The organism is Sulfurifustis variabilis (assembly GCF_002355415.1).
Classification (GTDB): Bacteria; Pseudomonadota; Gammaproteobacteria; order Acidiferrobacterales; family Sulfurifustaceae; genus Sulfurifustis; species Sulfurifustis variabilis.
In genome coordinates this window covers 2,217,355-2,235,379 of record NZ_AP014936.1, presented here as the reverse complement: position 1 = coordinate 2,235,379, position 18,025 = coordinate 2,217,355, and the positions used below count along the sequence as shown (strand labels likewise).

The 18,025-nt window shown below is 70.0% G+C and carries 18 protein-coding genes; 8 read left to right on the top strand and 10 right to left on the bottom strand.

From position 1 onward, the window contains the following. Nucleotides 1-38 precede the first annotated feature (38 nt). The 3 genes from SVA_RS10565 to SVA_RS10555 all read left to right on the top strand — a co-directional run bounded on the left by SVA_RS10565 (nucleotide 39) and on the right by SVA_RS10555 (nucleotide 4,770). Entirely contained in the window at nucleotides 39-995 is a 957-nt protein-coding gene (locus tag SVA_RS10565; protein ID WP_096461186.1) for an ABC transporter substrate-binding protein, read from the top strand. Continuing rightward, nucleotides 985-3,234 carry a putative bifunctional diguanylate cyclase/phosphodiesterase gene (locus SVA_RS10560; protein WP_096461185.1) on the top strand — a complete coding sequence of 750 codons (2,250 nt, stop codon included), beginning with the start codon at nucleotides 985-987 and terminating at the stop codon, nucleotides 3,232-3,234. The genes SVA_RS10565 and SVA_RS10560 overlap by 11 nt, the downstream gene beginning before the upstream one ends. An 87-nt stretch (nucleotides 3,235-3,321) precedes the next feature. Then, nucleotides 3,322-4,770 carry a 2Fe-2S iron-sulfur cluster-binding protein gene (locus SVA_RS10555; RefSeq protein WP_096461184.1) on the top strand — a complete coding sequence of 483 codons (1,449 nt, stop codon included), beginning with the start codon at nucleotides 3,322-3,324 and terminating at the stop codon, nucleotides 4,768-4,770. On the opposite strand, the gene SVA_RS10550 is transcribed toward SVA_RS10555, so the two are convergent. Next, nucleotides 4,749-5,639, bottom strand: coding sequence for an alpha/beta fold hydrolase (locus SVA_RS10550; protein WP_169924057.1), 891 nt, complete (start codon nucleotides 5,637-5,639; stop codon nucleotides 4,749-4,751). The genes SVA_RS10555 and SVA_RS10550 overlap by 22 nt on opposite strands. A 21-nt stretch (nucleotides 5,640-5,660) precedes the next feature. Then, entirely contained in the window at nucleotides 5,661-5,963 is a 303-nt protein-coding gene (locus tag SVA_RS19455) for a hypothetical protein (RefSeq protein ID WP_148665444.1), read from the bottom strand. Here SVA_RS19455 and hrpB point away from each other — a divergent pair. Next, the gene (hrpB, locus tag SVA_RS10540; RefSeq protein ID WP_096461181.1) at nucleotides 5,947-8,436 is read left to right on the top strand and encodes an ATP-dependent helicase HrpB; all 2,490 of its coding nucleotides are present in this window, start codon (nucleotides 5,947-5,949) and stop codon (nucleotides 8,434-8,436) included. The two genes, SVA_RS19455 and hrpB, sit on opposite strands and share 17 nt — an antisense overlap. On the opposite strand, the gene SVA_RS10535 is transcribed toward hrpB, so the two are convergent. The 6 genes from SVA_RS10535 to dksA are packed head-to-tail and all read right to left on the bottom strand — an operon-like array spanning nucleotide 8,351 to nucleotide 13,723. After that, nucleotides 8,351-9,424: a hydrolase gene (locus tag SVA_RS10535; RefSeq protein ID WP_096461180.1), complete on the bottom strand. Its 1,074-nt coding sequence runs from the start codon at nucleotides 9,422-9,424 to the stop codon at nucleotides 8,351-8,353. The two genes, hrpB and SVA_RS10535, sit on opposite strands and share 86 nt — an antisense overlap. A gap of 4 nt (nucleotides 9,425-9,428) precedes the next feature. Beyond that, complete coding sequence (locus tag SVA_RS10530) at nucleotides 9,429-9,866, bottom strand: hypothetical protein (RefSeq protein ID WP_096461179.1); 438 nt, start codon at nucleotides 9,864-9,866, stop codon at nucleotides 9,429-9,431. Between the two features lie 8 nt (nucleotides 9,867-9,874). After that, nucleotides 9,875-11,071 (bottom strand): GGDEF domain-containing protein, encoded by a 1,197-nt coding sequence (locus tag SVA_RS10525; protein ID WP_096461178.1) that lies wholly within the window; start codon nucleotides 11,069-11,071, stop codon nucleotides 9,875-9,877. A 57-nt stretch (nucleotides 11,072-11,128) separates the two neighbouring features. Then, nucleotides 11,129-11,923 (bottom strand): undecaprenyl-diphosphate phosphatase, encoded by a 795-nt coding sequence (locus SVA_RS10520; protein WP_096461177.1) that lies wholly within the window; start codon nucleotides 11,921-11,923, stop codon nucleotides 11,129-11,131. Continuing rightward, complete coding sequence (locus SVA_RS10515; RefSeq protein ID WP_096461176.1) at nucleotides 11,920-13,251, bottom strand: dihydroorotase; 1,332 nt, start codon at nucleotides 13,249-13,251, stop codon at nucleotides 11,920-11,922. Before SVA_RS10515 ends, SVA_RS10520 begins: the two co-directional genes overlap by 4 nt. Before the next feature lie 28 nt (nucleotides 13,252-13,279). Continuing rightward, the gene (gene dksA, locus SVA_RS10510; RefSeq protein WP_096461175.1) at nucleotides 13,280-13,723 is read right to left on the bottom strand and encodes an RNA polymerase-binding protein DksA; all 444 of its coding nucleotides are present in this window, start codon (nucleotides 13,721-13,723) and stop codon (nucleotides 13,280-13,282) included. A gap of 154 nt (nucleotides 13,724-13,877) precedes the next feature. Here dksA and SVA_RS10505 point away from each other — a divergent pair, with 154 nt between their 5' ends. After that, nucleotides 13,878-14,663: an HAD family hydrolase gene (locus SVA_RS10505; RefSeq protein ID WP_096461174.1), complete on the top strand. Its 786-nt coding sequence runs from the start codon at nucleotides 13,878-13,880 to the stop codon at nucleotides 14,661-14,663. Next, a complete protein-coding gene (locus SVA_RS10500; RefSeq protein ID WP_197703163.1) occupies nucleotides 14,660-15,829 on the top strand; it encodes a pyridoxal phosphate-dependent aminotransferase in 1,170 nt (389 codons plus the stop codon). The genes SVA_RS10505 and SVA_RS10500 overlap by 4 nt, the downstream gene beginning before the upstream one ends. 96 nt (nucleotides 15,830-15,925) lie before the next feature. Here SVA_RS10500 and SVA_RS10495 read toward each other — a convergent pair whose 3' ends face one another. Then, nucleotides 15,926-16,369 (bottom strand): host attachment protein, encoded by a 444-nt coding sequence (locus SVA_RS10495; RefSeq protein WP_169924056.1) that lies wholly within the window; start codon nucleotides 16,367-16,369, stop codon nucleotides 15,926-15,928. A gap of 139 nt (nucleotides 16,370-16,508) precedes the next feature. Here SVA_RS10495 and SVA_RS10490 point away from each other — a divergent pair, with 139 nt between their 5' ends. Then, nucleotides 16,509-16,715 (top strand): hypothetical protein, encoded by a 207-nt coding sequence (locus tag SVA_RS10490; protein WP_096461172.1) that lies wholly within the window; start codon nucleotides 16,509-16,511, stop codon nucleotides 16,713-16,715. On the opposite strand, the gene SVA_RS10485 is transcribed toward SVA_RS10490, so the two are convergent. After that, nucleotides 16,705-17,520, bottom strand: coding sequence for a sulfurtransferase (locus SVA_RS10485; RefSeq protein WP_096461171.1), 816 nt, complete (start codon nucleotides 17,518-17,520; stop codon nucleotides 16,705-16,707). The genes SVA_RS10490 and SVA_RS10485 overlap by 11 nt on opposite strands. 134 nt (nucleotides 17,521-17,654) lie before the next feature. Here SVA_RS10485 and queD point away from each other — a divergent pair, with 134 nt between their 5' ends. Further along, complete coding sequence (gene queD / locus SVA_RS10480) at nucleotides 17,655-18,023, top strand: 6-carboxytetrahydropterin synthase QueD (protein ID WP_096461170.1); 369 nt, start codon at nucleotides 17,655-17,657, stop codon at nucleotides 18,021-18,023. Nucleotides 18,024-18,025: the final 2 nt, after the last annotated feature.

Below are 18,025 nucleotides of genomic sequence, written 5' to 3'. Positions count from 1 at the left end.
CGCGGGCGACTAATAAGAGTTCCAAGGGGGCGAGAACCATGGCGGAAGCATCCTGCCGGACCGGCGCGCGCGCTCGACCGCCCCTCCTGCCTTTGTGGTTGCTGCTCGCCGTTCTCGCCGGTTGCGCCCAGTTCGGGACGCGCCCGGACCGCATGGACGGAGAGCCGGCACCGCCCGGCCGTGTCGCCATTCTCGTCAGCGATGCCCTCCCCGCGTACGAAGGGGTGGCCGAGATACTCGTACAACGTCTGTATCCGACACCCGTCGTCTACCGGCTCGGGGGGAGCGCGTTCGATCCGCGCCAGATGGTCGACGCACTCGAAGTCGAACGCGGCGTTCCGATCGTCGCCATCGGGCCGGAGGCGCTGCACGCCGCCACGCTGATCTCCGCGCGCCCCGTGGTTTTCTGCCAGGTTTACAACTACGACGGAACGGACGCCGGGCTTGCCCGCCGGGGCGTAAAGGCGATGCCGCCGGCGGCGAAACAGCTTCAGGCGTGGAAGCTGCTGGATCCGCGGCTGCGGCGGGTGGCGCTGCTCACCGGCCCGGGCCTCAAGGAACTGGCGGATGAAGCGCGCGCCGCCGCAAAGCGCGCGCAGCTCGAGCTCGAGCACGTTGAGGTGCGTTCCGACAAGGAGCTGCTGTACGCCGTGAAGCGACTCGATCGCGGAATCCAGGGCGTGTGGCTGGCGCCGGACCGACAGGTGCTCAGCGCCGAGGTCTTGCGCGAGGCGCTTTCCCACAGCGTGAGGCAGGGCATGAGCGTGCTCGCGTTCAGCCCGCAGCTGCTCCCCTACGGCGCGCTTCTCAGCGTGGAGAGCGAGTACGGAGACGTGGCGGAGCAGGTCATCGCGCAGATCAACGGACTCGGCGGCAAGAAACGGGACGACGTGCTCGCGCTCACGCGGGCGCGCGTCGAGATCAATCCACTCGTGGCTCGGCACCTCGGTCTGACCGTGCCGCGGCCTCTGCAGGGAGGCGCGTATGTCTTTTGACGAGAGGGGTGTCGAAGCGCGCTCGAATCCGGAGGATTCCGCGCGCGGACGGAGCCCGGATGTCCCGCCGGGGCGCAGCCTGCTCGACCGGCTGCTCGGCTGGCTCGGCGTCGGCATCCTCGGCGCCTGCGTGCTCACGCTCGCCGGTCTCTGGTGGACGGGCGGACAGCTGGTCGAGGACAGTCTGCGCAAGCAGGCGGCGCAGTGGCTCGCCGAGCTGGACGAGCAGGGAACGCCGCTCTATCTCTCCCCGCGCCGGGATCCGATCATGCAGGAGATCGCCGGGGAACTGGCGCAGCACCCCGAGATCGCCTACGTGCGCTACTACGATGCCAAGGGCGAACGCCTGCTCGGCGAGTACGTCAAGGACGGACGCGAACGGTTCGCGCCCGCGGAGCTGACGCCCGAAGAAACGCAGGCGGCGAACGAGGTCGCGACCCAGGACGCACCCTTCCTCGTGCAGGGGGCCGGAAACCATGTCGGCATCGTGCGGATCATCGCGCCGGTTCGCATCCGCGCGCTCCCGGCCGTCGGGCTGCGGGATCTGCAGCAGGGTGCGCGTGCCGAGGCCGTCCGGGTGATCGGCTACATCGACTTCGGCCTCGATCCCGGGCACGAGCGCGCGGCGTTCCTCAAGAGCCTGATCGCGGGCAGCGTCGCGCTGGCCGCCGTTTTCCTCCTCGCGCTGTTCATGGGCCGACACATGATCCGCAAGGCGCTTGCCCCCCTTATCGCCCTCCAGGAGCCGCTCGCGCGGCTGGCGCGCGGCGAGACCGAGGTGCACATGGGCGACGGCGGCGACCGCGAGATCGCGGCCATTCGCGAGGCGCTGAGCGCGACGATCGGCCTGCTGCGGCAGCGCGAGCAGGCGCTCCGGCGCGCGGAGTGCGATTCCCTGACCGGGCTCGCGAATCGACGCTACCTCGGGCGCCAGCTCGAGCTCGAGCGCGGGCGACTGGGCAGGGAGGGTGGGGCGCACGCGGTGCTGTACATCGATCTCGACGGTTTCAGGCGGATCAACGACGCGCTGGGCCACGGCGCGGGAGACCGGTTGCTGGGGCAGATCGCCGGCATCCTGCGCGCGCACATTCGCGAGAACGACCTGCTCGCGCGCGTCGGCGGCGACGAGTTCGTCGCGCTCGTGCGCCGGGTCAATCGCGAAGGCGCCATCAAGGTCGCGCGCTCGATCAATCAGGTCATCCAGGACTTCCACTTCGTGGAGCGCGAGGAATCGTTCGGCATCGCGGCGAGCATCGGCATCGCCGTTCTCGACGGCACGCGCTCGATCGAGCAGGCGCTCGACCGGGCTCAGACGGCGTGCGAGCAGGCCAAGGCGCGCGGCGGCAACCGCTACTGGATCGATGAGCCGGACGAGGCGCAGGGCGAGCGGCGGCAGCACGAGCCGGAATGGTCGGATCAGCTGGCGGGCGCCATCCGCGACAACTCGCTCAAGCTGGTCTCACAGCCCATCGTGAGCCTGAACGACGCGAGCGGCGAGCGCTACGAGCTGCTGCTGCGGCTCGCGGGCGCCGACGGGGAGCTGATGGCGCCCTCGGCGTTCCTGCCGCTCGCCAACCGCTTCGGCATGCTCCTCGAGCTCGACCACTGGGTGATCCGGCAGGCCTGCGCCATGCACGCGGGCCTGCGCGCGACCGGGCGCGAGGCCACCTTCTTCGTGAACCTCTCGGGCCAGGCGTTCGACGACGGCGAGGCGCTGCTGCGCGTCGTCGCCGACAATCTCAAGCAGCAGCGCGTTCCCGGCGCCGCGCTCGTGTTCGAGATCACCGAGCAGGTGGCCGTGCGCCACGTGGAGCAGGCGCGGCGGGTGATGGAAGACCTCGGCCGGCTCGGCTGCCGGTTCGCGCTCGACGACTTCGGTTCGGGGTTCAGCTCGCTGAATTATCTCAAGCACCTGCCGGTCTCGTTCATCAAGATATCGGGTGCCTTCGTCGAGAAGGCATCGGCCGACGCTCTGGATCAGGTCATGGTGCGATCCATCGTCCAGATCGCGCAGGCGCTCGGGAAGCAGACCATCGCCGAGTCGGTCGAGGATCGGCGTACGTTCCAGCTGTTATCGGACATCGGTGCGGATTTCGCGCAGGGCTACTTCATCGCCCGGCCGGCCGAGGCCCTGCCCGATCCCGGTTTCTTCCGCTCGGATCGGCTGCGCCGTCTGCGCGACGTCCGGCCGCTGGCGGCGCGCGCGTCCCGATCGGGCGAGGAGCCGGGCCGGGGCTGACGGGCAGCCGGGCGCGCGGTCGTCTGGACCGACCGCGGACCCGGAGTTATCGTCGAGGCCCGCCCCCTCGGGCGCCGGCTATCGAAAATGGACCGATTTCTCACCTTGACCCGCGCCGCCCGGCTCGTCGGCGTTCCCCGCGGCGCGCTGCAAAAGCGCATCAAGACCGGTGAACTGGCGACCTTCGAAGGGCTCGTCCGCTCCGACGACCTGTTGCGCCTGTATCCCGAGGCGAGGCTCGAAGATAACAGCGTCTTCGAGCGCTTCGCCCGCATCAAGGACGAGGCGTACACCCGGCGCGTGCGCGAGCGCGTCCTGCCCGACGCCTCGGTGCTCGCCGCGCGCGTGACGGCGCTGAGCCGGGAGCAGGCGGAGCTGCGCGCGCAGCTCTCCCGCTACCGGAGCCTGGTCGACGTGCTCGAACAGCGTCTGCGCGAGCGGGCGAGCGGCGCGGACGCGGCGGCCGCGGAGCTGCACGCATGGCTGCGCCGCGAGCTGCGCGCGGGGGCGCCGGCGGTCGCGCCGCTGGCGGTCGAGGACGGGGTCCTCCGCATCATTGCGGCCCACGTGCGCGTGCAGCCCAGCGGTCACGAGTTCTTCGTCGAGGGCAACGAATCCATCCTCGCCGCCGCGCTCCGTACGGGGCTCGCGCTCCCCTACGGGTGCACCGACGGGAGCTGCGGCCGCTGCCGCGCGCGCGTCGTCGCCGGCGACGTGCGGGCCGTGGACGGCGGGGCGGACGCGTCCCGCCCGGAAGGCCGGGATGGCGTTCGACTCTGCCTGCACACCGCCGTGACCGACGTCGTGCTGGAGTCGCCGGAGGCGCGCGGTCCGGCCGACATCGAGCGCCAGCATCTCGTCGGCTGGGTGAGGTCGATGAAACGCGTCGCCGAGGACGTGATGCTGCTGGGTCTCCAGACGGCGCCGGCCAACCGGCTGCGGTTCCTGGCGGGGCAGTCGGTCACGCTGGCCCTGGGTGAACGGCTGATCCGCGACTATCCGATAGCGAGCTGCCCGTGCGAAGAGGGCGGTCTGCAGTTCCACGTGCGCCGGGGCACCGACGCGTTCTCGGCGCACCTGTTCGACGGACTGCGCTACGGCGACGTCGTCTCCGTCGTCGGTCCCGAGGGACGATTCGTGCTGCGCGCCGAATCGGCGAATCCGGTTCTGTTCCTCGCCTGGGACACCGGCTTTGCGCCGGTCAAGGGACTGATCGAGCAGGCGATGGCCCTCGATGCGGCGGAGGCGATGCACCTGTGGTGGGGTGTCCGGACGGAGGGCGGCCATTACCTGCACAACCTCTGCCGCGCCTGGGCCGACGCCTTCGACAATTTCACCTATACGCCTGCCGTTCCCTCCGGCGCGCCGGGCCCCGGCGTGCGAAAATGGCTCGCCTCGCTCGGCACGGAAGCGGCGGCGCTTGCCGCCTACGACGCCTATGTCGCCGGCCCCGCCTGGTTTCTGGAAGCCGTCGCTCCCGAGCTTATCGCCCGCGGTCTCGCGCCATCGCAACTCTATGCGGGCGTCGTGGACTGAGCCCGGTCGGAAAAGCGGCGCTCCGTCCACGCCTCGATCTCCCCGCGCACGGCCGCCGGGCTCTCGGTCAGCGGCCAGTGGAACGCGTCCACCGTGACACTCTCCACGAGCGGTGCGCCGGCCAGGAGACGCCTCGTCCGCTCCGGGTCGGTGTAGGTGAGCCCCTTCGACAACAGGACGAGCGCGGGCAGATCGAGACCGGCAAGGGACGGCAGGGGTCTCAGCATCTCCGCGAGCTCGGTCAGGTAGTGCGCGGGCGGAAAGTACTTGAGATCGGCGCGGACGGAGGAGTAGCGGCGGATGAAATCCTCCGTGCGCCCGTGCGCGAGCAGATCCGCGCGCACGCGCTCGTCCAGTGCGCGCAGGTCGCGCTGCGGGAGGACCTTGCGCCGCAGTCCGAGGCGGTTGAGAAACCCGAGGAGCGCGCCGGCGGCGCGCAGTGCCGGTGCGAACGGACGCAGCCAGCGCATTCTGCCGCGCAACGCCTCCGGAAACGCCGGGTCGATCAATGCGAGACCGAGCACGCTTTCCCGATGCCGCGCGGCGAAGTGCAGCGCCACGTGCGCGCCGAGACTGTGTCCGACGAACACCGCGCGCTCGCATCCTTCGGCGTCGAGCAGCGCGCGCAGGTCGTCGCTCCAGATTTCCATGCTCAGGCGGCCCCGCGTGAACGAGCCGCCGTGGCCGCGCAGGTCGGGACGAAGCAGATCCCACCGGTCCTTCAGACACGTGTGCTCGACGAACTCCGACCAGCGCGTGAGGTTGCTCGCGAGCCCGTGGAGCAGCACGACCCGCCCCCGCGACCGTGCGGCCCGCCAGACACGGTAGTGGAGCACCGCGCCGTCGGGCAGCACGCATGCCTTGGACATGTCCATGTCGGCGGACCGTGGCTACGCGGTCTTGCGGAGCTCGACCCGCAGGCGCGCGAGGTCGCGACGTAGCCCGCACAGGTTGCCGTCCGTGTCCTTCCCGTGCGACGGCGACGGATCGAGCGGGCCGAAGCGCTGCGCCATGTCGTTCTGCTCCGCCTCGATGAGGATGCTTGCGCCGCACTGGCGGCGAGGCGACTCCGGGTCCCGCACGGTCGGGCCTTCCTGATCTGTTAAGATCGACGCCGAAAAGAACCGGAATGGTACTGACTCCCCTTCGCGCCCGGAAGCCCGGCGCGCCATCGCGATGAACGATCTGCCCATCTCGGAAGTCCTGCCCGCGCTGGGCGACGCGCTCGCCCGGCGGCCGGCCGTCGTGCTGCAGGCGCCGCCCGGGGCGGGCAAGACGACGCTCGTGCCGCTGGCGCTGCTCGATGCGCCCTGGCTCGCCGGCCGCCGGATCCTCGTGCTCGAGCCCCGCCGGCTGGCCGCGCGCGCCGCCGCGGCCCGCATGAGCGAGCTTCGCGGAGAGCCGATCGGCCAGACGGTCGGATATCGCGTGCGCTTCGAGTCCCGGATCGGGCCTCGCACGCGCATCGAAGTCCTGACCGAAGGCATACTCACCCGCCGCCTCCAGAGCGATCCGGGCCTCGAAGACGCCGGGCTCGTTATCTTCGACGAGTTTCACGAGCGTCACCTCCACACCGACCTGGCGCTCGCCCTCGCGCGCGACAGCCAGCGCCTGCTGCGGCCGGACCTGAAGATTCTCGTCATGTCCGCGACACTCGACGGACAGGGCATCGCGCGGGTGCTCGAGGCGCCGCTGGTGGAGAGCGCGGGCAGGGCGCATCCGGTCGCGATTCACTATTTGCCGCGCGAGCCCGAGGCGCCGCTCGCCGAACGCGTCGCGACGGCGGTACGCGCGGCGCTCGCGCGCGACGAGGGCGACGTGCTTGCATTCCTGCCCGGCGCCGGAGAGATTCGCCGCGCCCGGGAGCTGTTGGGCACGACCGGCGAAGCGGACGTGCTGCCGCTTTACGGCGACCTGTCGTGGGAGGACCAGGCGCGCGCGCTCCGGCCGGGCGGCGCGCACCGCAAGGTGGTGCTCGCGACACCGATCGCGGAGACGAGCCTGACCATCGAGGGTGTGCGGGTCGTGGTCGATTCGGGGTACGCGCGGGTGCCGGAGTTCGATCCGCGCAGCGGCCTGACGCGCCTCGTCACGGCGCGCATCTCGCGCGCCTCTGCCGATCAGAGGGCCGGGCGCGCCGGCCGGCTGGGTCCCGGTGTCTGTTATCGTCTCTGGACGGAGAGCACGCACCGCGGTCTCGCGGCGCAACCGACGCCCGAGATCAAGTCCGCGGATCTCGCGTCGTTTGCGCTCGAGCTCGCCGCCTGGGGCACCGACCCCGCCGCGCTCACCTGGCTCGATTCGCCGCCGCCCGCGGCGCTCGCCCAGGCCCGCGGCCTGCTCGCCATGCTCGGGGCCATCGACGAGGCAGGCGCGATCACGGCGAGCGGCCGCGCCATGGCAGATCTCCCGGTGCATCCCCGACTCGCCCACATGCTGCGCGTCGCCGCGGAACGGGGCGCCGCGTACCTCGCCTGCGACCTCGCGGCGCTCGTGAGCGAGCGCGATGTCTACGCCGGCACGCGCCGGACCGTCGACCTGATCCCGCGACTCGAGGCGCTCGAAGCGGCGCGGCGCGAGGGTCACCGGGGCGCCCGGAATCACGGCGCCGATCCGGGCGCGTGCGCCCGCGCGGTTCAGGCGGCGGCACAGTTCCGTCACGCGCTGCACGCAAAACCGGATCGCGGTCCCCACGACGCGGGCCTGCTGCTCGCGCTCGCGTATCCGGACCGGATCGGCATGCAACGGGCGCCGGGAGAGCCGCGGTACCTGCTTGCCAGCGGCCGCGGAGCGCGCCTTCCCGCGTACGAGTCGCGCCTCTCTCCGCCGTGGCTGGTGGCGCCGGTGGTCGACGCCGGGGAAGCCGAGGGAGTCATTCATCTGGCGGCCGCGGTCGATCTCGCCGAATTGCGTCGGATGCGAGTCGACAGCATCCGCGTCGCGGACGTCGTGGGCTGGGACGAGGCCAGCGAGTCCGTTCTCGCGCGGCGGGAGGAGCGCCTCGGCGACCTGCTGCTCGCCTCGAAGACGACGCCCGACACCGACGGCGAACAGGTGAGGGGCGCCATGCTCGATGGCATCCGCCGCCTCGGGATCGGGGCGCTGCCCTGGAGCGGCGCAGCGCGCGAATGGCAGGCGCGCGTCCTGTCCCTGCGCGCCTGGTTCCCGGACGAGGGCTGGCCCGACGTCGCGGATGCGGCGCTCGCCGCCCGTCTCGAGACTTGGCTCGGTCCCTGGCTCGACGGGATCACGCGGCGAGCGCATCTGGCGCGGCTCGATCTCACGGCGATCCTGAACACGCTGCTCGACCCCGCGCAGGCGCGGCGGCTCGACGAGCACGCGCCCACCCACGTGCGCGTGCCGAGCGGCTCCCGCGTGCGGCTCCAGTACCGCGCCGGCGAATCACCGGTGCTCGCGGTCAAGCTGCAGGAGATGTTCGGTCAGACGGACACGCCCCGCGTGGCCGGGGGGAGGGTGCCGGTGACGCTGCACCTGCTCTCGCCGGCGCAGCGCCCGATTCAGGTCACGCAGGACTTGCGAGGTTTCTGGGAGCGCACCTATCCCGAGGTGCGCAAGGAGCTCAAGGGGCGCTATCCCAAGCACCCGTGGCCGGACGATCCATTGACCGCGCTTCCGACCGCGCGGCCGGCGCGTCGGCGGGGCTAGGCGAAGCGGGGCGAGCCCCGCTCGGCGCGACGCGTGCCCGAAGATAGGCGGGAACACGCTCGTCGAGCCAGTAGCGCGCGCGCCAGGGCCAACCGCCGGCGATGAAACCGGCGTGACCGCCGTTGGCGTACAGCTCGAGCTTCACGCCGTCGGGCAGCTCGCGGGCGTCGGGGATCGCGTCGGGCGACAGGAAGGGATCGTCGCGCGCCTGAATGATGAGCGTCGGTACCGCGATCCGGGAGAGAAACGGGCGCGAGCTTGCCGCCGCGTAGTAATGCTCGGCCCCGCGGAATCCGTGCAGCGGCGCGGTCACGTGCTCGTCGAAATCGCGAAAACGTCTGAGTCGCGCGAGGTTCTCGACCGCGAGCGGCACGTTCACCCGCCGGCGCTTGATCTCGAGCGAGCGACGCAGGCAGCGCAGCAGGTACCACTGGTACAAACGAGACGGGCCGACTTCGAGACGATCGGCGGCACGCGCGAGCACGAACGGCACGGAGACCGCGACGGCGGCCCGGACCGGAGCGGAGGCGCCGCGCTCGCCGAGCCATTTGAGCAGCACGTTCCCGCCGAGCGAAATCCCGACGAGCGCGAGCGGCGTATCGCCCGCGCGCTCGTGCAGCACCGCGACAACCTGCTCGAGATCGCCGGTTTCGCCCGAGTGGTAACTGCGCGCAAGGCGATTGGGCTCGCCGCTGCAGCCGCGAAAGTGCATGAGGCCGGCATTCCAGCCCTCGCGTGCCAGGGCGGCGAGCAGACCGCGCGCGTAGGGCGAACGCGAGGAACCGGCGAGGCCGTGCAGCACCAGCACGGTCGGCCGTCCCGCCGATGGCATGCGGAACGCCCAGTCGATGTCGAGGAAGTCGCCGTCCGGAAGCTCGAGTCGCTCGCGGGCGAGCGGCGGGCGCGGCGTGCGACGGAAGCAGGTCGGCCAGACCGTCTGCAGGTGCGCGCCGCGGCACCACCACGCGGGCTCGAACGGCGCGTCCAAGCGGTCAGTCCGACCAGAGCGCGCGCCACCAGCGGCGCCGGCCTTCGGGCAGCACGCGCTTGTCGTTCACCGGGAGCGGCGGGATGCGGGAAAGAATCCACCCCGGCAGCGGCGGGTTCTTGCTGAAGCCGCACGAGACCCCGAGGTGGTGCGGATCGAAGACCTTGACGATCGTCGGTTCGTCGCGGCTGTCCGTGTACACGATGCCGCAGTAGTCCTCGCGATGGTCCTCGCGCAGCAGGGCGTCGACCGCGTCGATGAACCGCCTCACCTCGTCGCCGGAGCGCGGCCGGGCCGGAACGGATTCGCCGACGGCGTAGATGTACCAGCCGTTGTCCGCGCGTTCGCGCAGGAGCGCCCAGAACGAGGTCAGTTCCTCCCAATGCAGGATGCCGCTGAAGCGGCCCTGGAGGGCCGTGTAGAACGTCGGGGCGCCGATCATGGCCGCGATTATTTCACAGCGCCGAGCCGTTCCCGAAGGGCTTCGATCGCGGGGCCGGCGTCGAGGTCGAGCTGACGGTCACCGTACTCGAGCAGGGGGATCAGGCGGGCGAGCAGGTCCGGCAGAAAAGGGGCGAGTTTTCCCGATTCGCCGTCGCAGAGCATCCGCAACGCCGTCTCGAGATCGGGCACTTCCATCACCGCCTCCTCGGGCGGCGGTACCGTTTCCTCGTGACCCACGCTCAGCCGGTTGCCGCCGGCCGCCTTGGCGAGCGTGAGGCGTTCTTCCGCGCGCGCCAGCAGCTCCTCGAGTCCGTCGGCCGCGTCGTGACCTGCGGTGACGAGCCCGAGACTCAGAGTGATGGCGAGCGCATGCGGGTCCTCGACGAACGGCCGTTCCGCCGCGGCCGCCCGGAGGCGTTCGCAAAGCGCCGTGCCCGCGTCGCGTCCCGTCGACGGCGCGAGGATCGCGAACTCGGCCGCGCGGATTCGGGCGATCGTGTCCTCGGTCCGGAGCGTCGAGCGCAGGATCCCGGCGAGCCACACGAGCAGCCGATCGGTCGCCTCGTCGCCGAGCGACTTGTAGATGTTGCGGAAGTCGTCGATGTCGACGCGGATCAGGGAGAGCTGCTCCCTGTGCCGCCGAGCGTAGGCGAGGTCCTGCTCGGCGCGTTGAAGGAAATATCGCCGGCTGTAGAGCTCGGTGAGCGGGTCGACCGCCGTCACGTCCTCGAGCGTGCGGGTGGTTTCCTCGAGGCGGCGGATGGTCTGATCGAGCCGGGCGTGGGCCCGGGCGCGGGCGAGGAGCTGCACGCCGTCGATGGGCTTGCTGACGAAATCGGTCGCACCGCAGGCGAAGGCGCGCTGGCGCGTCTGCTCGTCGTCCGCGCCGGTGATGATGATGACCGGCACCTCGCGCATGCGCGTCTGCTCGGCGGCGCGAATGCGGCAGATGAGCGCGTACCCGTCGAGCTTGGGCATCTCGACGTCGCTGATCACCACCTGGATGCGTTCGTCGGTGAGGAGATGCTTCCAGCCCGCCTCGCCGTCCTCGGCCTCGATCAGGAGGAACTCGTCGGCCAGGACCTTCTGGACCGCGCGGCGAATGACGCGCGAATCGTCCACGACGAGCACGCATGGCTTGCTGGCGACGGCAGCGTCACCGGGCATGGCGATCCCCCGGTAGGCGGAGACGTTCTGAAACATCGATGGGCACCCCGTCCTCGAAACATAGCCCAAGGGCCGGGGACATACAAAGCAACCCTACCAGAAATAAGCGAGAACCAGGAGGCCGAAGCCGATCCGGTAGTACGCGAAGGGCACGAAGGTGTGCCGCGCCACATAAGCGAGAAAGGCGCGGACGACCACCAGGGCGCTGAAAAAGGCCGTGACGAAACCGGCCGCGAACAGCAGGAGATGGTCGCCGGTGAGGTGCCCGAGGTCCTTGTAAAGCGCGTAGAGCGTGGCGGCGAACATGGTCGGCATGGCGAGGAAGAACGAGAACTCGGTCGCCGCCTTGCGCGACAGCCCCGCGACGAGTCCCCCCATGATCGTGGCCCCCGACCGGGAGACGCCGGGAAACAGGGCGAGCGTCTGCGCCATCCCGATCTTGAGCGCGTCGATCGGGCGGATGGCGTCGAGCGTGGCGACACGCTCCCGGCGGGGAAGGCGCTCGATGAGCAGGATCACGACGCCGCCGGCGACGAGCGCGCCCGCCACGGTGAACGGATTGAACAGGTGCTCCTTGATCGCGCCGTGGAGCAGCAGGCCGACGAGCGCGGCCGGGAGGAACGCGAGCAGCAGATTGAGCACGAAGCGGCGCTCGGGCGGCCGGTGGATCCGCAGCGCGAGATCCGCGAGCCTCGTCCGGTAGTGCCACATGACGCCGAAGATGGAGCCGAGCTGGATGAAGATCTCGAAGGTCTTCGCGCGCTCGCCGGTGAATCCCATCGCGTCGCCGACGATGATCAGGTGACCGGTGGAGGAGACCGGCAGGAACTCGGTCAGACCCTCGACGATGCCGAGGATCACGGCCTGGACCACGAGCCAGGCGGTCATGCGGCCGGCCGATCGGACGTCGGCCCGAAACGCAGCGCCTGTCCGCGTACCCCTTCCCTTATTCGTCCGCCTTCGTAGACGATGCGGCCGCCCACGATGGTGCAGAGCGGCCAGCCAATGAGCTCTTGGCCCTCGTAGGGCGACCACGCGGCGCGGGTGTAGAGCTCGTCGTTCCGCACCGGTCGATGGGTGTCGACGTCGACCAGCGCGAGATCGGCGTCGTAGCCGATCGCGATCCGGCCCTTGTTCGCGATGCCGTAGGCCTCGGCCGGTCCCCGGCACATCCACTTCTGGATGTCGGCGAGCGTGCAGCGCCCGGCGCGCACCTGCGTGAGCATGAGCGGCAGCGCGGTCTCGACGCCCGGCATGCCGGACGGCGCCTCGGGGTAGGGGCGATCCTTTTCGGCCAGCGTGTGCGGTGCGTGGTCCGTCGCGAGAAAATCGATGATGCCGTCGCGCAGCGCCTGCCAGAGCGCTTCGTTGTCCTCCCGACTCCGGATGGGCGGATTCATCTGGACGCGCGCGCCCTGGCGCGCGTATTCGCTGGTGTCGAGCAGCAGGTGATTGGGAATCACCTCCGCCCGCACCCAGGCCGGCTTCTCGCGCCGCAGCAGCTCGACTTCCTCGCGCGTCGACATGTGGAGAATGTGCAGCCGGCGCCGGTACTTCTTCGAGAGCGCGAGCGCCTTGCGCGTCGCGATCACGGCCGACTCGTTGTCGCGGATCTCGGAATGCACCGCGGGATCGGTGCGCCCGGAAAAGCGTTTCCGGCGCTCGTGCAGGCGGGCGTCGTCCTCGGCGTGCACGCCTATCGGACGGGTGCCGTTGGCGAAGATGCGCTCGAGGTCCTCGTCGGCCGAGACGAGCAGGTCGCCGGTGGAGCAGCCCATGAAGATCTTGATGCCGCAGGCCGGCCCGGCGTCGTTCAGCGCTTCGAGGTTGCGCGGGGTGGCGCCGATGAAGAAGCCGTAATTGACGACGGAGGCGCGGGCCGCACGCGCCAGCTTGTCGTCGAGCGTGACCTGATCGACGGTGGCGGGCGTGGTGTTCGGCATTTCGAGGAAGCTCGTGACGCCGCCGCGCGCCGCCGCGCGCGAGCCGCTGGCCAGGTCCTCCTTGTACTCCTTGCCGGGTTCACGAAAGTGAACGTGGGGATCGATGACGCCGGGCAGGAGGAGGTGACCCGCCGCGTCGATGGTTTCGTCGGCGTTGACGGAGAGGTGCGAGTCGATCCGGCGGATGAGGCCCGACTCGCAATAGACGTCACCCGCGAGCGTCGAGCCGTCCTCGCGCGCGATGCGGGCGTTCCGGATCAGTAGGCTCGACAAACGGATCGCCCCGCGCGCCGAAGGGCGCTCAGCCCATCTGCTTCTCGCGGATCTCGTCCAGCGTCTTGCAGTCGATGCACAGCTCGGCGGTGGGGCGCGCCTCGAGGCGCTCGAGACCGATCTCGACGCCGCAAACCTCGCAGTAGCCGTAATCGCCCGCATCCATGCGCTGGATGGCCTCGTCGATTTTCTTGATGAGCTTGCGCTCGCGGTCGCGGGAGCGGAGCTCGAGGGACATGTCGGTCTCCTGGCTCGCGCGATCGTTCGGGTCGGGCGGATTCTCCGGCTCGTCGCGCATCTGGTGCACGGTCCGGGTGAGCTCGTCGAGGAGCTCCTTGCGCCACGCCAGCAGCTTCGCGCGGAAGTGCTCGAGCTGCTTCTTGTTCATGTACTTCTCGCCCTTCTTCGCCGCGTAGGCCTTGATGCCCGAGGCGACGGCAACGGGTTCCTTTCTTTTCCGGGTGGCCGGCATTCGTCTACTCCTGCGATAATGGGCCCAAAATCGCGACCGGGCCGAAAAAATGAGCGCGAATCTATACCAGAAAGGGGTAGGGGTCGCAACCGGAAAACCGCCCCGGCCGGCCTCCGGCAGGGCACGCTAATCGCCGATTGCCGGCACGGATTTTATGGCTCCGCATACACGCCCGCCGCTCCGGGCCCTGATCTTCGACGTCGACGGAACGCTCGCCGATACCGAGCGCGACGGGCACCGGCTCGCCTTCAATCGCGCCTTCGCGGAGGCAGGGCTCGACTGGGCGTGGGATCCGGCGCTCTACGGGGACCTGCTGGCGGTGACCGGGGGCAAGGAACGCATCCGTCATTATCTCGAGCGTCATCGACCGGAGGAATTGTCGCGGTTGCCTGCGCCCGATGCGCTGATCGCTCGCCTCCACGCGGCGAAGACCCGGCACTACACCGCGCTCCTCGCGGACCCCGGCATTCCGTTCCGCCATGGCGTGCGGCGCCTCATCGAAGAGGCGAGGGCGGAGGGCCTCCGGCTCGCGATCGCCACCACCACTACGCCGGCAAACGTGACGGCGCTGCTCGCGGCCGGTTTCGGCCGCGATGCCGAATCCTGGTTCGCGGTGATCGGAGCGGGCGATGTGGTCCCCGCGAAAAAGCCGGCGCCCGATATCTACTATTATGTACTCGAACGCCTCGGGCTCCCCGCCGAGGCCTGCCTCGCCTTCGAGGACTCCGAGAACGGGCTGCGCGCGGCGACCGCGGCAGGTCTCCCCACGATCGTGACGCCGACCGACTACAGCCGGGATCACGACTTCCGCGACGCCCTCGCCGTCCTCGATCACCTGGGCGATCGCGACCGGCCCTGTCGTGTGCTGGCCCCGCCCGGCCTGAACGGCTTCGATCTGGTCGATGTCCCGGCGTTGCGCCGGCTGCACGCCGGACCGTGACTCGGCCCGCCGCCCGCCTCGACCGCATCGCGCCCTTCCGGGTGATGGAGGTCCTCGCCCGGGCCCGGTCGCTCGAGGCGCAGGGGCGCTCCGTCATTCATCTCGAGATCGGCGAACCGGACTTTCCCACGGCGGACGGCATCGTGCAGGCCGGCGTCCGCGCCCTTGCGGCGGGGCGCACGTCGTACCTGCCGGCGCTCGGACTCGATGCGCTGCGGGAAGCGATTGCGGCGAGCTACCCGGCGGCGCATCGGCCCGATCCGTCGCGCATCGTGGTCACGCCCGGCGCGTCGGGTGCGCTGTTGCTCGCGCTCGGCGCGCTCGTGAATCCCGGCGACGGGGTGCTGCTGTCCGATCCCGGCTATCCCTGCAATCGCCACTTCGTGCGATTGTTCGAGGGCGATCCGCGGCCCGTGCCGGTCGGCCCCGAAACGAACTACCAGGCGAGCGCGGAGCAGTTGCGATCGCGCTGGACCGACCGTACCGTCGCCGCCCTCGTGGCGTCGCCGGCGAACCCTACGGGGACGATGGTCGCGCGCGGGGAGATGGCGCGAATCGCACGGACGGTTTCCGCTCTGGGCGGCGCGCTCGTCGTCGACGAGATCTACCACGGACTCACGTACGGGATCGACGCCGAGAGCGCCCTCGCGCTCGGGCCGGACATCTTCGTCGTCAACAGCTTCTCGAAGTATTACGGCATGACCGGCTGGAGGATCGGCTGGCTCGTCGCTCCGGCGGAGTACGTGCCTGCGCTCGAGCGCCTCGCCCAGAATCTCTACATCTCCGTCAACACCCCGGCGCAGTACGCCGCACTCGCGGCCTTCGAGCCCGAAGTGAAGGTGGAACTGGAGCGGCGGCGCGGCGTATTCAGGGAGCGGCGCGACTACCTGGTGCCCGCGTTGTGCGATCTGGGATTCGGCGTTCCGGCGTCGCCGGAGGGCGCGTTCTATGTGTACGCCGACTGCAGTCGCTTCACGGACGACAGCGAGGCGTTCGCTCGCGAAGTCTTGACGGCGACGGGAGTAGCGATCACGCCCGGCATCGACTTCGGCGAGCATGCCGCTCGACGCCACGTGCGATTCTCGTACGCGAACACCCTCGAGAACCTCGAGGAGGCGGTGCGGCGGTTGAAGGCGTACCTCGAAGACAGGCCCGCCCGCCCCTGAAGGCGCCGGGCCGAGGAGTCCCCGATGACGCTCGATTTCGCGCTCCATGTCCGGAAGCGCTGTTCGCCACGCTCCGGTCCGGCGCTCGCTCCCTGATTACGGGGACAGGATCTCGGTGAGGTGCCGAGGCAGGTCCCGTTCCTCGATGCCGCCAAGGTCCTTGTCGAGCGTCGCGGTTACCAGCGCGGCGACCGAAGGACTCAGCGCCGCGCGGAGCATGCCGAGGAAGCGCGGTTCGGCAACCAGCGCCAGCCGCTCGTACGTCCGTGCCGTGCGAGCGTCCTCCAGGACGGTCGCGATCTGTTTCGCGAACTGCGCCGCGACGTGCTCCGTCGGTTCCTGCTCGCGCGTATAGGCATGGCGCCCCGCGCCCCGCCGTTCGAATGCCCGACCCTGCTTGTCGCTGTCGATGTCCTGGTTCTTGAGCTTGCCGGCCGGGTGCTCCAGCTCCGTCACCAGATCCATCCCCTTGCCGGACTGGCCCGCGGCGAAGATACGCGCTCCGCCGCGGTGCGCGACCACTATCCAGGTTCTGTCCATCGCTGTCCCCGTCTGTGTTTTCCGTACCGACATTGCATCATACCAGCGCGACGCAAGCGCTCCGGCGGGTGGCACGCTCCTTGCTGCCCTCCATGTACAGAGAAATCAGCGCAGCCCGTCGCGGCGCGGAGGTGGCGCGATGCAATCCGGTCTACTCGATTTCGCTCTGGACCTCATCCGGCAAGCGGAAACGGAATGTGCCGAAACGGACGCCGGCATGCGGCAGGCGGCGGCCATGGTGTACGTGGGCGACGTCTACGCGCTGTTGGTAACCCATGACACGGCCGCCGTCCCGACGGCGGAATCCCACGGCGACAGCCGGAGCGTCTGGCCTTTCATTCGATAGGGGTGTCGGGAAGATTGCCCCATTCCGACCACGACCCGGGGTAGGCGCGCACGCGCGGAAATCCCAGATGCTTGAGCACGAAGTAGGTGTGCGACGAGCGGTGGTGCGTCTGGCAGTACACCACGACCTCCTTGTCGGGCGTCACGCCCAGATCCGACAGCTCACGCCGGAGGGCGTGCTCGTCGCGCAACCGCAGATCGCGGGCGCGGTCCATCGCATTCACGTAATCGAAGTTCACGGCCCCCGGGATGTGCCCGCCGCGGGCGGCCCGGAGCACCGTCCCCTGATGCTCCGCCGGGCTGCGCGTGTCGAGCAGCACGATTTCCGGATCGTGCAGATGCGCGAGGATCCACTCTTTGTCCGCGAGCAGCGAAGGTTCGATCGTGGCCCGGTAGTCCGAGCGCCGCGGCACGCGTTCCCCCGATTCGAGGGGACGTCCCTCGTGCTCCCAGGCGAGCAGTCCGCCGTTCAGCAGCGACGCGGTCGGGTGACGCAGGACGTCGAGCGTCCAGACCAGCCGTGTTGCCCGCGATCCGCCTTCCTCGTCGTAAGCGACCACGTGACTGTCCGGCGTGAGGCCGAGCGCGCTGAACAGCTCGCTCAGCCGGGACTCGTCGGGAAGCAGTCCCTGTGCCGGCGGTTCGGCGCGGACGAGTGCCGCGTAATCGAGGTTGACCGCGCCCGGGATGTGCGACTCCAGGTAGGTTTCGCGCCGGCTCATGTCCACGATGAGCAGCCGGACCTCGCCCAGGCGCGCCTGGAGTTCGAACGGTTCGACGAGGCGCGGAAGCAGCGGCGGGGTCATTCGTTTCTCGGGGAGGGACAGTCGACCATTCTAACGCCGAAGAGGCGAGGTCGCAGGAGGGTCGTGTCGTGCGGCGGCTGTGACGGTCCGGGATTTGGAGTAAACTGCGTCGCGGCCGAACCTCGCCCCAGCACGTGGAAATCTACAAGCTTTTCACCCTCGAAGCCGCCCACCGGCTGCCGCACGTCCCCGAGAACCACAAATGCCGCCGTCTGCACGGCCATTCTTTCCGGGTCGAGGTGCGCGTGCGCGGGCCGGTCGATCCGGCGGCCGGCTGGGTGCAGGACTTCGCCGACATCGGCCGCGCGTTCCAGCCGATCTACGAGCAGCTCGATCACCACTACCTGAACGAGATCCCGGGGCTCGAGAACCCGACGAGCGAGAACCTCGCCCGCTGGATCTGGGATCGCTTGCAGCCGGCGCTGCCGCTCCTCGCGGAAATCACGGTTCGCGAGACCTGCACCGCAGGTTGCGTCTACCGGGGCGAGCGCGAGGGTTCGTGAGC

What these genes read in the sequence shown, in the direction of transcription:
- SVA_RS10565 (WP_096461186.1), top strand. Translation starts at nt 39, where the DNA reads ATGGCGGAAGCATCCTGCCGGACCGGCGCGCGCGCTCGACCGCCCCTC.
- SVA_RS10560 (WP_096461185.1), top strand. Translation starts at nt 985, where the DNA reads ATGTCTTTTGACGAGAGGGGTGTCGAAGCGCGCTCGAATCCGGAGGAT.
- SVA_RS10555 (WP_096461184.1), top strand. Translation starts at nt 3,322, where the DNA reads ATGGACCGATTTCTCACCTTGACCCGCGCCGCCCGGCTCGTCGGCGTT.
- SVA_RS10550 (WP_169924057.1), bottom strand. Translation starts at nt 5,639, where the DNA reads ATGTCCAAGGCATGCGTGCTGCCCGACGGCGCGGTGCTCCACTACCGT.
- hrpB (WP_096461181.1), top strand. Translation starts at nt 5,947, where the DNA reads ATGAACGATCTGCCCATCTCGGAAGTCCTGCCCGCGCTGGGCGACGCG.
- SVA_RS19455 (WP_148665444.1), bottom strand. Translation starts at nt 5,963, where the DNA reads ATGGGCAGATCGTTCATCGCGATGGCGCGCCGGGCTTCCGGGCGCGAA.
- SVA_RS10530 (WP_096461179.1), bottom strand. Translation starts at nt 9,866, where the DNA reads ATGATCGGCGCCCCGACGTTCTACACGGCCCTCCAGGGCCGCTTCAGC.
- SVA_RS10525 (WP_096461178.1), bottom strand. Translation starts at nt 11,071, where the DNA reads ATGTTTCAGAACGTCTCCGCCTACCGGGGGATCGCCATGCCCGGTGAC.
- SVA_RS10520 (WP_096461177.1), bottom strand. Translation starts at nt 11,923, where the DNA reads ATGACCGCCTGGCTCGTGGTCCAGGCCGTGATCCTCGGCATCGTCGAG.
- dksA (WP_096461175.1), bottom strand. Translation starts at nt 13,723, where the DNA reads ATGCCGGCCACCCGGAAAAGAAAGGAACCCGTTGCCGTCGCCTCGGGC.
- SVA_RS10505 (WP_096461174.1), top strand. Translation starts at nt 13,878, where the DNA reads ATGGCTCCGCATACACGCCCGCCGCTCCGGGCCCTGATCTTCGACGTC.
- SVA_RS10495 (WP_169924056.1), bottom strand. Translation starts at nt 16,369, where the DNA reads ATGGACAGAACCTGGATAGTGGTCGCGCACCGCGGCGGAGCGCGTATC.
- SVA_RS10490 (WP_096461172.1), top strand. Translation starts at nt 16,509, where the DNA reads ATGCAATCCGGTCTACTCGATTTCGCTCTGGACCTCATCCGGCAAGCG.
- SVA_RS10485 (WP_096461171.1), bottom strand. Translation starts at nt 17,520, where the DNA reads ATGACCCCGCCGCTGCTTCCGCGCCTCGTCGAACCGTTCGAACTCCAG.